The sequence below is a fragment of the Sphingomonas sp. So64.6b genome (assembly GCF_014171475.1).
In the GTDB taxonomy this organism is placed as follows: domain Bacteria; phylum Pseudomonadota; class Alphaproteobacteria; order Sphingomonadales; family Sphingomonadaceae; genus Sphingomonas; species Sphingomonas alpina_A.
On record NZ_CP048817.1, the window covers coordinates 2888045 to 2901222 of the forward strand.

12 protein-coding genes are annotated in these 13178 nt (G+C 61.8%); 2 read left to right on the forward strand and 10 right to left on the reverse strand.

The window, feature by feature from the left end; translation table 11 throughout:
- Positions 1-142: 142 nt before the first annotated feature.
- The 6 genes from G4G27_RS13880 to G4G27_RS13905 form a co-directional block, all read right to left on the reverse strand.
- Entirely contained in the window at positions 143-700 is a 558-nt protein-coding gene (locus tag G4G27_RS13880) for a cytochrome b (protein WP_183109207.1), read from the reverse strand.
- A gap of 7 nt (positions 701-707) precedes the next feature.
- Positions 708-1487 (reverse strand): SapC family protein, encoded by a 780-nt coding sequence (locus G4G27_RS13885; RefSeq protein WP_183109208.1) that lies wholly within the window; start codon positions 1485-1487, stop codon positions 708-710.
- A 110-nt stretch (positions 1488-1597) separates the two neighbouring features.
- Positions 1598-3046, reverse strand: a complete 1449-nt coding sequence (locus G4G27_RS13890) for an FAD-binding oxidoreductase (RefSeq protein ID WP_183109209.1) — start codon at positions 3044-3046, stop codon at positions 1598-1600.
- A 633-nt stretch (positions 3047-3679) separates the two neighbouring features.
- Entirely contained in the window at positions 3680-4420 is a 741-nt protein-coding gene (locus G4G27_RS13895; protein ID WP_183109210.1) for a hypothetical protein, read from the reverse strand.
- Positions 4421-4508: 88 nt separating this feature from the next.
- The gene (locus tag G4G27_RS13900; protein WP_183109211.1) at positions 4509-4895 is read right to left on the reverse strand and encodes a hypothetical protein; all 387 of its coding nucleotides are present in this window, start codon (positions 4893-4895) and stop codon (positions 4509-4511) included.
- A gap of 608 nt (positions 4896-5503) precedes the next feature.
- Positions 5504-6565, reverse strand: a complete 1062-nt coding sequence (locus G4G27_RS13905) for a DUF4274 domain-containing protein (RefSeq protein WP_183109212.1) — start codon at positions 6563-6565, stop codon at positions 5504-5506.
- Positions 6566-6799: 234 nt separating this feature from the next.
- Between G4G27_RS13905 and G4G27_RS13910 the strand changes: the two genes are divergently transcribed.
- Complete coding sequence (locus G4G27_RS13910) at positions 6800-7432, forward strand: hypothetical protein (RefSeq protein ID WP_183109213.1); 633 nt, start codon at positions 6800-6802, stop codon at positions 7430-7432.
- A 43-nt stretch (positions 7433-7475) separates the two neighbouring features.
- Here G4G27_RS13910 and asd read toward each other — a convergent pair whose 3' ends face one another.
- The 4 genes from asd to G4G27_RS13930 all read right to left on the reverse strand — a co-directional run bounded on the left by asd (position 7476) and on the right by G4G27_RS13930 (position 12587).
- Complete coding sequence (gene asd, locus G4G27_RS13915; protein ID WP_183109214.1) at positions 7476-8327, reverse strand: archaetidylserine decarboxylase; 852 nt, start codon at positions 8325-8327, stop codon at positions 7476-7478.
- 357 nt (positions 8328-8684) lie between these two features.
- Positions 8685-9566, reverse strand: coding sequence for a helix-turn-helix transcriptional regulator (locus tag G4G27_RS13920; RefSeq protein WP_183109215.1), 882 nt, complete (start codon positions 9564-9566; stop codon positions 8685-8687).
- A 164-nt stretch (positions 9567-9730) separates the two neighbouring features.
- Positions 9731-10726 carry a helix-turn-helix domain-containing protein gene (locus G4G27_RS13925; RefSeq protein WP_183109216.1) on the reverse strand — a complete coding sequence of 332 codons (996 nt, stop codon included), beginning with the start codon at positions 10724-10726 and terminating at the stop codon, positions 9731-9733.
- A gap of 277 nt (positions 10727-11003) precedes the next feature.
- Positions 11004-12587: a carboxylesterase/lipase family protein gene (locus G4G27_RS13930; protein WP_183109217.1), complete on the reverse strand. Its 1584-nt coding sequence runs from the start codon at positions 12585-12587 to the stop codon at positions 11004-11006.
- Positions 12588-12806: 219 nt separating this feature from the next.
- Between G4G27_RS13930 and G4G27_RS13935 the strand changes: the two genes are divergently transcribed.
- Positions 12807-13166, forward strand: coding sequence for a hypothetical protein (locus tag G4G27_RS13935; RefSeq protein WP_183109218.1), 360 nt, complete (start codon positions 12807-12809; stop codon positions 13164-13166).
- Positions 13167-13178 lie beyond the last annotated feature (12 nt).

The following is a 13178-nucleotide window of genomic DNA, read 5'->3' on the forward strand; positions in this document are numbered from 1 at the left end:
GGGCTGAGCTTGTCGAAGCCCCGGTGCAGCAAGTGAGGTCCCATATTTGGGCTCGTGCCCCCTTCGACTGCCTGCCAGGGCAGGCGCTCAGGACGGCTTCGACAGGCTCAGGGCGAACGGAGGTAGGGGTGCCAAAGCGGCCCTAACCCCGGACGCGCACCCCGGGCAGCATCCGCGCCAGCACGCCGTCGCGCAGCACGAGATGGTGGCGCAGTGCGGCGGCGAGGTGGAGCATGATCAGTGCGAGCATGAGCAGGCCGAGCGGCTCGTGTAACGACCGCGCCGCGCCAGCCACTGCCTTCGATACCGGCAAGAACGGGATGTCGAACAACCCGAACCAGTTGAGCGGACGCAGCACCTTGGCGCCGGACACCAGCAGCCAGCCGGTCAGCGGCAAGGCGATCATCAGCAGGTAGAAGGTGAAATGGACCGTATTGGCAGTCGCCCGTTCCCAACCGGGCATCGTCACGGGATGCGGCGGCGGGCGATGCCCGAGCCGCCAGGCGATCCGGGCCAGCGTCAGCGCCAGAATCGTGAAGCCGAGCGACTTGTGCAGGGGGATTACCCCCTTGATCCCGTCGAACAGCGATTCATGGAGCAGGCCAAGCGCCAGATTGACGATCAGCAGGATCGCGATGATCCAGTGCAGCGCGATCGCGCCCCTGCCGTAACGGTCGGTTCTGGCAAGGGCGCTACGCATCGGTCCTTCAGACCGCCAGCTGAGGAGCCGGCATCTTGCCGAGCTGTACCTGGCGCGCGAAGATATCGCGCATCAGCGAGAGCGAGAAGAGGTGCGCATAGAGCAGCGGCAGCATGCCGTTCTTCTGGATCTTGCGCAGCTGATCGCCGCGCATCTCGTTGAGCTTTTCCTCATTGACCATCTGGAAACCGCGATAGAGGAACGGCTGATCCGCGCCGTCCGGCTGGATCGAGACTTCGCCGTCCATCAACAGGTCCAGTTCCTTCAGCTCGCGCATGAAGTTGTTGGTGCGAGCGCCGGCCTGTTCGAACGATTCGTTGAACGACAGGATGTCCTTGACGAAAGCGGTCGGCTGGCCGTCCTCGAACATCGCCAGGCCGTCTTCGAAATTGCCGATCGCTTCCGAGGTCGGATCGAAGCAAAGCGACAATTCCTGCGCATCGGGGCGCAGTCGCGCGAGCATCCATGGGTAACGGCGGACATAGGCCGGTACGTAGAAATTATTCTCGATCAGCTTGCCTTCGTCGTCGATGAAGACATTAACGCCTTCGTTCAGGCCCATCAGCGCGATCGGAATCGAATCGTCACCGGCGGTGAAGACGATCGGCATGAAGCGCTGCGCCAGCGGGAATTCGTCGACCGTGACGGGAATCGCGTGCTGATTGATCAGGAACGGCGCGCGATCCATCTGCTTCGAATGGAACGCGGCATGGGCCTCCGAGGACAAGGGCTCGAGCGCGTTGTAGAAAAGCGGCAGTTGCGATTGCTGTTGTGGCGCGCTGGCCATCGGACTCTCCATCGAAAATTATAGTGCTGAACTGGCACGCCCCAGACCCCCCAGAGGCGATTCCTTTCCCAAGACGACTCTGGGGCGCATGAAACGAATGGCTCGTGGCTCTATGGTGTGGCGGGCGTGGGCGCAAGCGTCACGAGCTTTCCGGGGTTGAACAACCCGTGCGGATCGAGCGCGCGTTTGATCGCGCGCAGCGTCGCCATCCGCGCGGGTGAAGACAGGCGTTCGAGCTCCCCCAGCTTCATCTGGCCGATGCCATGTTCGGCCGAGATCGACCCGCCACTGGCGACGACCAGATCGTTGACGAAGCGCGTCACGCGCGGTGCGTCCTCCGCATACCAGCGCGCCGGGTCGATGCCGATCGGCGCGCGGACATGGAAATGGACATTGCCGTCGCCGAGATGACCAAAGGCGCTGGCATGCGTGCCGGGGAATGCCGCCTCGCTCGCCGCCGCCGCCTCGATCATAAAGCGCGGCATGGTCGCGACCGGCACCGAGATGTCGTGCTGCACGGCGGGGCCGGCGCCGCGTTCGGCTTCGGAGATCGAATCGCGCAGCCGCCAGAACGCCTCGGCCTGCGCCTCGCTCGCGGCGATCACCGCATCGGCGGCAAGGCCGTCGGCAAGTGCCGGCGCGAGCAGGCGTTCAAGCAACGCGGCGGGCGGCTCGGCGGCCTGGTCGGTCGCGACCGCCTCGATCAGGACGTGCCAGGGATGGTTTCCATCGAGCGGTGCGCGAGTGCCGGGAATATGGTGCAGCACCAGGTTGAGCGAATCCGCGGGAATGATCTCGAAGCTCTCCACCGCCTGCGTCGCGGCCTCGAGCCGGCGCAACAGGTTGAGCGCCACTTCCGGGCTGGCCACGCCGACCCAGGCGACCGCGCGGGCGGCGATTGCCGGCACGAGGCGCAGCGTGGCGGCGGTGATCACGCCAAGCGTCCCCTCCGCCCCGATCAGCAGCTGATCGAGATCATAGCCGCGATTGTCCTTTTTGAGCGCGGCGAGCCCGTCATGGATCGATCCGTCGGGCAGCACCGCCTCGACCCCGGCGACCAGCGCGCGCATCGTGCCGAAACGCAGCACCTGAGTCCCGCCGGCATTGGTCGAGACCAGCCCGCCGATCGTCGCACTGCCACGGGCACCGAGCGTCAGCGGGAAACGCCGCCCCTGTGCCAGCGCCGCGGCATGGAGATCGGCGAGGATCACCCCCGCCTCGGCGATCACCAGATTATCGGCCGGCGACAGGCTTCGGATATGGTTGAGGCGGCGCAGCGACAGGATCAGCGCGCTGCCGTCCGCCGGCGGCGTCGCCCCGCCGACCATCCCGGTATTGCCGCCCTGCGGCACGATTGCGACGCCATGGTCACTGGCGAGCGCGACGATCGCCGCCACGCCGTCACGGCTGTCGGGCGCGAGGATCGCGGGCGTGGTACCGTGATAGCGGCCGCGCCAGTCGTGCAGCCAGGGTTCGATATCGGCCGGATCGGTCAATACCGCCTTGGGGCCAAGCGCGGTGCGGACGGCGTCGATCAGCCGGGATTGTGCGGGCGTCATGGCAAAGCGCGCTATCACGTGCGGGGATATGAGCCAAACCCGGTGTTTGGGCGGGTGTGGAGCGGCGCGTCTACGGGTGGCGTTGCGGATCCATGCAGCGCCGCGCCAAGGCGGCCTCGCCCGGCGGTTCGCCCTGTTCCCGCAATACGGGATCGTGACTGTTTCTCGTCATGTCAAAGAGCGGATCGGCCGGCGATGAAATGCCGTTGGGAGTGGTGCTAACCGCCAAACCGATGGCGTTGAATCGGTGGGTCAGTTCAGCCGGCGCCGTGGCGTGGCCGGGGCATGGCGTGAACGTCCCAAAATCCCGTAGCTATGGGAACCGATACGGGAAGATGCATTTTCGGGCGTTCCACGGGAATTTACGGGAAATCTTACGGGAATTCCGAGGCAGCGGCATGGGAATTTCGCGGTGCGCTTACGGGAATATCGGGAAATCTCGTGGGCAATGTTCACGGTCGGCTCGTTTTCGGATGAGGCGATTTAAAGAGGTTTGTCTCTCGGGCTTTATTCGGGACGCCTGAATAAGACACGATGGACGCGTGATTTGAATCTTGCCGGATGGCTGCGCAGGGCAGTCCCGAAAGCTGCCGGGCCTCATGCATTCGCGAAGGGTGGCGTAATCTTATGTTTTCATCCCGCCCGACGCGCGACCAAGTTTGCGAGATCCACATCAAGACGCGGAAGGTCGGACGATCTGAGGTCGTCAAGCGCTTGCGACACTGTCCGCAGCCAAGGGGGATCGAACGCCGTATCCGGCGGCGTGTCGACGAACCTGAGTTCAAGCCCCGTCACGCTGAACCCGGGTCCGAGCATTTCCTCGCAATTTGCCAGCTCAATGCGTCGTATCGGTTTTGCGTTGGCCGGGTCGAGGACGACGATCGTGGGATAACGCGAACCCGCAGACGGCGTCTCCCGGCGACGCATGGTTGCCGCATCGACATTGATATGAGGGCGCTTCGCCTTCAGCCGTGACCAGATCTGGTTGGTGGACTTGCGGCGTTTCCAATCCGAGATGAAGGGTATGACGTTCGTATCCTGAGCGGCAAGTTCAGGCAGCGAGACGTTGCCGGAACCGCCAAGCAAGGCGAAAACGAGCCGCCCGTCCGGCAGCTCGACCATGGGTGCATTACCCGTGACCGTGTGATGGATACCGTTGTCGCCCCAGAATGGAACCGATCGTTCGATCGTCGCCTGAATGATCGAAGATCCGCGTCGGACCCCTTCCGGCGTTTGGATCGCGATGGTCAGTTCGTATCGGATGTGCCGATTGCGAAGGAGACGGTTGCCCACGAGAAAATAGGTAACCACAAACAGAGTGACGCCGAGACCGGCGAGTTTCCGCAGCCAAAGCCTAGGTGTGGAAAACGTCATGCATCGCTCCAGCCATGTGCTTTCGAAAAGGACGAATGTCGATCGCGCCGCGCCGCGCAACAGATGGTTGGTTGCCCTTCGAAAAGCCTCAAATGGAGGCGGATGAAGGCCACACCAAAAGGCTCAGAAGACTCCAGCTCACTCCCATGATGAAGGCGAACAGGCTCATTGCCTGTTGCACTCCCTTCCATCCGCTTGGGAGGGATGCACCGGTCAGCCAGGCCGCACCGGAAATCAGGACTGGGTAGAGAATCGCTCCCGCAAATGGTGACATGCTGCGGGTAATCAGCAGCGAGAGCGGCAGGGCGATCACCAACGCAAACAGCAGCATGGGCAGACCCATCACAAGCGCGATCCCAAAAAAGCCGTCCCATGATGGCTGCGAGGCGCTGCGCCCGCGTGGTAGGCCACCAATGACCGTCATGCCGCCGATCGCGAGCAGCCAGGCGACGCATATCTTTACAAGCCAGATCATCACCATGACCTCCTGCGCCCCGCCTACCCGCATTTTATTTCACAAACCGCTAATGTTCCGATGTTGTTGAACCAGCACCCGGCGATCAGCACGGGCTCGGGAGCGTTTGCCCGCCGCCCGAAAGCCGCCGAAGAAGGAGGGCTCTCTCGCCCATGAGAGGACTCAATAATCGCCTTTCACGAACGGTCCGTCGCAAGAGAAGTCGACCACAAGAGCCAGGCCGTTGGAATCCCGTCCGCAGTTCGAAACGGCAGGAAGGACGCTCATGACTCCGTGGAAGTGTGTCGCGCTTGTCGGTGCATTGGGAATGTCCGCCACTGCACAGCCTCAGGACGGCGTGGATTGGGGCGGCCTCATGCAGACCGAAGCCATGGGCAGCGCCATGGAGGAAGCCGCGCGTGAGGGATTGCCTGAGGCTGGGCGGTCGCGTTCCCGGACCAGTTCCGCAAACCCGAAAACCCAGGCGAACTGCGCAAAGGCGCGGCGTTGGCTGGCGGACGGCGTTAAGGACGCTCGACTTCCACGTGTCGCCAAGCTCTGCGCGCAGCTCGGATACTGACTCCGCATCAAACAAGCCGCGTGTGTCCGTCCACGTTTCGGGCTGCCGGCTAGTCAATTACAAATGAGGGCGACCGCAATCCTCCAAATCTGTTTTCCCGATCTATCCTCCTGCCTTCATAAACCGGCTTTATATTTTTGGGCAGGACGGCATCCAATTGCCGTTGGGTTGGCTTATATTTCGCGATGATTCTCATATCATTTTGCGTATCGAAATAAATTTCCGATCGCTCGTAGAAGCCATTTTCCATGCGATCCTTGGCCTCCATCATCAAGTCAAAAGCCTCGATCGAATGACTTACCCGGCTCCGATCGCCTTCAAATTCAAGGTGATAGGCAGGGTCACACCCGAAGAATACATAAAGCGCGGTCGCGATATCGCAGTCATCCTGTCGAACGATCCAGATCAGGGGAGCCAAACCGTAATCCCAATTGCATAGAAATGCAGCCATATGGCGCTCGTCGGGACCGGCAGACTTCAGCCAATTGGCGAATTTTACGAATTCGCTTTCAGAATAGTCGTCCCACGGCTTGCTATGGCTTGCCCAATCCATAAGCATAGCATCGTCATCATCCGTAATCAGCTTCCAGGCGTTGGCCCTGTCCGTCCTGCTTTGTATCTCATCGGTAAGGCGTTGATGCAGGGCGGTTCGCCTTTCCAGGAAACCTTCAGGGTAGACGCGCGATAACGTTATGTGCGCAATTCGCGTTTCATCAACGGATGCGTTCTCATCGCCTGCGACAAAATGAAGGGCTATATTGAAACTATCCGGCGTCATTCCAGAATAGCAGCTTTGTTTTGCATTGGTTGAATCGCATCGCAGACCCAATGACGAGATTTGCTTTGCCGCTGCTGCGAATGCCATTCCGATATGAAAGCCGTAGAATTTGTGCCGGCTCGGGAACGGATGCTCGACGCTGATCCTTTCGATTACGTCCTTGGTGCAGATGCCGTCAGGATGCCGATCGACCGGATCGCCAAAATAGAGGCTGAAGCCTCTCTCAAATATGCATGGAGCATTGTTCGGCCGGGCGAGTGCTTTTTCCGCAGCCTGCCGATTGTCGAGCGGCCGCAACTTTGCCAATCGAGACTCCGCGCTGGTGAAAGGCAAGAGCATAAATCCTGCAGTCCCGAAATCATGGACGATTCCGCCATCTTAGCGATGGAGTGCTAACGAAATGGCACATTGAGAATTCCAGATCCGCCGCCTTGCGTCGTTCAGCTCAGTTGCCGACTCGACCTGAAGCGGTCATTCGTCCAATCGGCTGCGGAGCGTCCATCATCGCGGTGCGTTCGTGGCCAATGGCCGCTGGCCGGTAGACTCGCCGTGGAGATCAGGTGTCGAATGCGTGAACTCGTCCATCCCCGGTTTCGGTCGACCGTCCGCTCGATAGTCATTCCGTTCGCTTTGTTCGCCGGATTGTTCGCCAGCGCCACTGCGTCCGCCCAGATATATGCCATGCAGAATGTCAGCGGCTGGACGGTGGCGGCAAGCAAGGACAAAAAAGGCTGCTTCCTGACCAAGACATACGACGGAGCCGGGGAAACGACCCTGCTTCTCGGTGTTGATATCGATGGCAGCAACCATCTCTCGGTTCTGAACGACAATTGGTCGATCAAGGCAAAGGACCGGCTCAACCTGAGCTTTCGGTTGTCGAATGGCGGTTATTCCGACCACCCGGTCGTCGGCATGGTATCGGAAGAGAAAAAGGGCTTCGTCACGACCTTCGAGACGAAATTTCTCTCCTATTTCGCCACATCCAAGGCGCTCCATATCTATCGCGGCGATGTGCCGGTCGAGCAGCTGAACCTGGAAGGAAGTGGTGCGGCGGTTGCCGAGCTGCGGCGCTGTGTCGAGATCTACAAGGCAAGGCCTGTGACGGGTCCACGAGAGAAAGAGCGTTCGGGCCTGATCCCCAGGGATCCGTTCGCGCCTGACGCGGGGCGGAAATCCCAGAATCCGGCGGGCGAGCGGTAGCGGTCTGCCATGTTCGTCGGACGTGCGCTATCCCGGCAGACGCTCAGCCCAGGCTATTGCCCATCATTTCGCCGAGGCGTACCGGCCGTTCGGGTGCCCAATCCCGGTTGAAGGCGATAGTGTTCGGCCTGAACAGCATCACGATCGTCGAGCCGAGCAGGAAGCGGCCCATTTCCTCGCCCTTTTTCAGCACGATATCCTGATCGGCATAGCTCCATTCGGAAATCTTGCCGGTGCGTTTCGGATTGACCACGCCGTGCCAGACGGTCGCCATGCTGCCGACGATGGTCGCGCCGACCAGCACCATCACGAACGGACCATATTCGGGCGATTCGAATAGGCACACCACGCGCTCGTTGCGCGCGAACAGGTTCGGCACGCCGCGCGCCGTGGTCGGATTCACCGAGAACAGCGCGCCCGGCACGTAGATCATGCGGCTGAGCTTGCCGTCGCAGGGCATGTGCAGGCGGTGATAATCCCGGGGCGACAAATACAGATTGGCAAAGCTGCCGTGGCGAAACAGGCCCGAGAGCGCGGTGTCGCCGCCGATCAGGTCGGTGGTGGTAAAGCGATGGCCCTTGGCCTGCACCATGCGATCGTCGTCAATCGCACCGAACTGGCTGATCGCGCCATCCACCGGGCAGATGAAATCGGCCGTGGCCGGAGGCCGGGCGCCGACCCTGAGCGGGCGGGTGAAGAAATCATTGAAGCTGTTGTAGCTGGCGATGTCGGGATTGGCGGCTTCGTTCATATCGACGCGGTATTTGCGAACGAACCAGCGGATCAGTGGGAGGGTTATCGCGCTTCCCTGCGCCCCCGCGACCCGGCCAGCGAGGCTGGTCAGGTGCTGCTTGGGCAACAGATGTTGAAGCAGAATCTTGAGGCGATCGGACATGGTCAGGCTCGAATAATGGACATTACGGCACAAATGTCATGGAGCGCGCGGTGCGCTTTGCGGGAAGGGTCGTGCGGTTCCTTAGACATGGTTGATGCGGTTGGACAATTGTCCTGCGGGCTGACTTTGCGGGCCGTTGCCGCCCGCAGACCTTTAGCGCCGAATGGCTCAAGCCGGGGTGCGAGTTGCAGTGTCGCTTCGCGCCCCGTTTCGGCCGTCTGATTCAACCCGGCAGGCCCTAATAGGCGCCATTCGAAGTCATATTTTGATGCCCAGGCTCGCGGCGGTCAGGCAGTTTGAGTCTGACCGGCCTCCGGGCGGTATTCTGTCACCGCTCGGGGGGGGCGATATCGGGATTCACGCCGGCCGGCTCATCAGCGAGATGATCTGCGCCAGACGCGGCGTCAGCGGAGAGCTGAGCATCATCTCCCCGCCCTGCTCGGCCGCCTTCGGGCCAAAGTCGCGGAGCAGGTGATCCCGGACGATGGCCGGCACGCAATCGTCATCGACGAACTCCGGTTGGGCCATCAGGGTCGCGACATGAGCGTCGTCGGCTTCGCGGTTGCCGGAGAGGTCGCCGATCCGTTCGAAAATGATCGAATAGGCGGACGGGATCCGGAGCGAGCTGCTCGCGGCGATCAACAGGCCGTCGAGCAGCGCGATCCTGGGCATCGCAACGACGTTCAGGATCAGAAAGGATGGTACGTGGCGTACGCTGTCGCTGGCGATAGCGAACACCTGGCCTTCGACCGGAAACATCGAGCCACCATAGCGGATATCGTCGGCGCCCAGCTCGAAGCGCAATCCGCCACTGCCCTCCTGGCGAATGATACCGTGCTGCTGGCAGAAGCGGCCGGGTTCGAACACCGAGGCATGCGTCGTACGCCAGAATCCTTCATAGGCTTCGGCCCGGGAATCGATCGAGTTGCGCACAAGATCGAGCAATTGGCCCGACAGCGTGGTGCTGGGCACCTCTGCGCCCGGCTCGGTGATTTCCTCGCCGAACAGCGCCGCGAAATCGACCATGTCGCGTTCCCAGTCGAGCAGCGTCAGTCCGGGACGTTTTTTCGCCAGGAAATGAGTCAGTCGCTCCAAATTATAAGCCGAGGGGCGAACGCTGCCCGACGCCCAGCGGCCGACCAGCGACTTGTCGACCCCGAGTTCCGATGCGAGGCGCCCGCGGCTCATCGACAGAGCCTTCAGCCCGAAGTTGAGGCGATCGGCAAAATGGTCAGCCATGTTGCTTGGTCTCCATTGCCCAGTGTCGACCGCGTACGGAGATGCGGACCGTCGTCCGTCATGGCTGTCGGTCGGGCCGAGACAAGCAATAGTGGCGCATGGCGTGCGAGATGTATCCCCAGGCGCACCATCTGTATCGTTGCGGCCAGCGCTGGGCTCACCGGTTAGCGAAGCATTTGAATCCATTCCCACATGTTCTGGCCGGATACATCGCCCTGAAAGGCCGGCAGGCGTCGGGCGGCAAGCGCGCGAGTTTCCTGTGGAGTCATGCCGTAGCGGCGCCGAAAGGTGCGCGCGAAATTGGTGCGCCAGGCGAAGCCGCAGCTCTGGGCTACATCGGCGATCGCTGTGCCACGCTGTGCGGGATTGCGCAGCATGGTATAAGCAAGATGCAGGCGATGCTCGCGCAAGCAGGAAGCGAAGCCGCCATGCGGCTCCATGAGATAACTCAGCTTGCGCTGCGATATGCCGAAGTGCGCCGCGACCTGCTCGGCGGTTAGGACCGCGCTGGCCGCCTCTTCGCTGAGGAAACGGCGAATCTGTGCGGTCAGGATCGGATCGAGACCAGCCGCATGTTCCAACGGGGTTTCCGAATTGAGCACCGCCGCCGCGAGCGCGAGAGTCGGGCGCACGACCGCCTCTGCCTCCCGCCCGCTCATCAACGGGGCCGATTGAAACAAGCCGATCAGATGGTTGCGGAGCAGCGCCGGCAGCGGGCCGGTGCCTGACACGCGGCGCAGATTCTGTTCGTCGGGCGCGTCGAGCAACGGCGCCAGCAAGCGCCGTGGTACGGTGAGATTGAGGCTGTCGAAGTCGCTCGTTTCGGTCGCTTGAGGCTGGGCGAGATCGGCGACGAGCAGATCGCCGGGCCCGGCGTCGCGGCCACCCCATCCATCGCGTCGGCCGTGCCGTCCCGACAAGCAGAATTGCAGAGTGATGTGATCGATCCCGTCGCGCCCGATGCGCGCGCGGGACCGGTCGAAGGTCTGCGCGGAGCTGCGATAGGCGGTCAGCACGATCTCGCCGAAATGATAGGCCTCGGCGCGAAAATGAAAGCGCGCAGCTTCACCCGCGCAGGCGCGCACATCGTAGAGTGCGCCGATGCTCTCTCGCCAGAGCGTTAGCGCCGCGGCCGGGCTGAGCCGCGCGGTTTCCAGCAAGCTATGCGGGATCCTAATCCTGGCTTGCTGGGCATTCCGATGCATTTCGTACCTCCGCACATGACAAGCGACGGGCTGGAAAGTCAGCGCTGAGGGTAAAGTCGTCAAGCATTTCATGTCCGGGGTCAGTATGGCGAGGTGCTGGCGTAGCTGACGATCCGGCAGCGCATCATCATCCGCATTCCGCGCCCGCCGGTCGCCCGACGCCCGAACCGCCCGTGCCGGGAAAGCGACGCCGGGACGACATTATGTTCGCTTTTGCAGATCGACAGTCAGATCAACGCATATAGAGAAGGGGATCGGCACCGACGTAGCGGCGCTGCTCCGCAAACGGTACGCTGCGAGTATCGACATCAATGATCTGTCGACGAATGCCGGCCGCATTGAGGGACGCTTTCGGCCAAACCGGCAAAGCCCCACCATTGGGGTCACCCGTCTTGATGAAGTTGGCGAAGTAGCCGTTCATGGTGGCCGACACCTTCCGGTCGTCATCCGTCCACGCGTAGAGTGGGTTGGTGTCGAGATTGCCGAGTGCGTATTCGATCTCGGCGCTGTGCACAGCGCCCCAGGGAGACGGGTTGCCGGATTTGTCCGTCACGAAACGAGGGCGGACGCGGGCATAATAATAATAATAGGTCGGAGCGCCGGCCTGCCGCTGCAGATCGAACCATTTCCACGTCGGCAAGGCGAGAAAGTCATCGCTCGCGACCGCCGTGGCGGCTGGCAGCACGTCGGCGTCGGTTTTTGCTGGATACAGCTCGAAAATGGCCTCTGCCTTGTCGCTCAGCGTGCGCGTCAACCCGAGGCGATAGCTTGCCACGGTAGGAGCACCATCGCCGAACACCGCTGATCCCGGCGCCTCCTGCGAATTCGAACCGACCAGCAGCGGCACGCGCGCGGCTTTCCCGCTCGAGAAGGTCAGCGATGGCGGTTCTGTCAGGAAATAGCCGTCGATCACCGCGTCGAAAGGCATATTAGCCTTGCCCTGCGCGTCGAGGAGCTTGTCCGCCGGCATGGCGCGAAGCGCGGCGGTCGTCGGGGCGCCGAGACCTTGCGCGAAGGCGAGAGCCTTTTGCTCAAGATCGGCACGCGCCGGCGGTGTCCATTTCTGCATCATCGCGCCGCTTTCACCGATCGCTCCGGCGATTGCGTCGCGCGACAAAGGCGAGGCCATCAATGCGCTGACCGCCATGGATCCCGCGGACTCCCCGCCAATCGTGATGCGGTCGGCGTCGCCACCAAATGCGACAATGTTGCGCTTGACCCAATTCAACGCCGCAACCTGATCGAGAAGGCCGTAATTGCCCGACGCATGATACGGCGAGGCTGCGCTAAGCTCGGGATGGGAGAAGAAGCCGAAGATACCGAGCCGATAGTTCATGGTGACGACGACGATGCCCTGCCTTGCCAGCGCGGCGCCGTCATAGCGCTTCTCCGAACTATCGCCCGCCATGAACCCGCCGCCGTAGATATAGACCAGCACGGGCAGCTTCCGTTTCGGCTGACGCTCCAGTTTCGCGGGTGTCCACACGTTGAGGTACAGACAATCCTCGCTGATCCCGGGCGACCTGAACATCATGTCGGAGTAAAGCGGCTGCTGCATGCAGCGCGCGCCGAATTCGGTTGCCTGTCGGACGCCCGACCATGATCGCGCGGGCTGCGGCTCCCGCCAGCGCAGGTCGCCCAAAGGCGGAGCCGCGAAGGGAATGCCGCGGAAAATTCGAACAGGCGATACGCCCGGTTCGATCGCGCCCTCGAGCTTTCCGCTCTCGATCACAACGGTCGGCCCTATGCCGCCTTGCGCTGGTGCGGCCAATATCGTCAGTGCACAAGCCAGTGCGAACCTTGTTGCCGATCGCATCGTCTCATTCTCTCCGACAAGCCCTATCGAACCAAGGCGTAGGCGATCACAGGGGGCGATCACAGGGGGTGATCAACGGGATCGTGTTTCGAACGCTTGGGAGCCATATGTCGATCGAGCTGGCTTGATTTCGTTCAGCCTATCGCGATGCAAACGGCGGCATCACATTGGTAAGTCGGTAACGCCGGCCCTTTGCTGCGAATCGACTGGGAAAATATGATGAGCAATCCGTCAAAACCGTGGGATGGAGAACTGGTCCGCAAATGGCTTGAGCGTCGTTTAGAAGCCTCGCGGCTGGATCAGGCGGCGGCGGACCGGCGCGGCTATGAAGCGCGGGACGACTATGACAAGGCTGCTGCCGAGGAATGGGCTTGCCGGGCGCTGAAGGGCGCCGCTTGCACAAACGACCAGACTGCGTTCGCGACGCGCCTCAAGGAGCTTATCAGCCAGGACGAATATCAGGCGACGGGTATCTATGACGATACACGATTCGAACGGTATGTTCGCACGCATCTCAGGAAACTGACCAAGATGACGAAGGCGAACGAGGGATTCGAGAAGACCCTGCGCCACCAGTGAGATGGGTGAAGT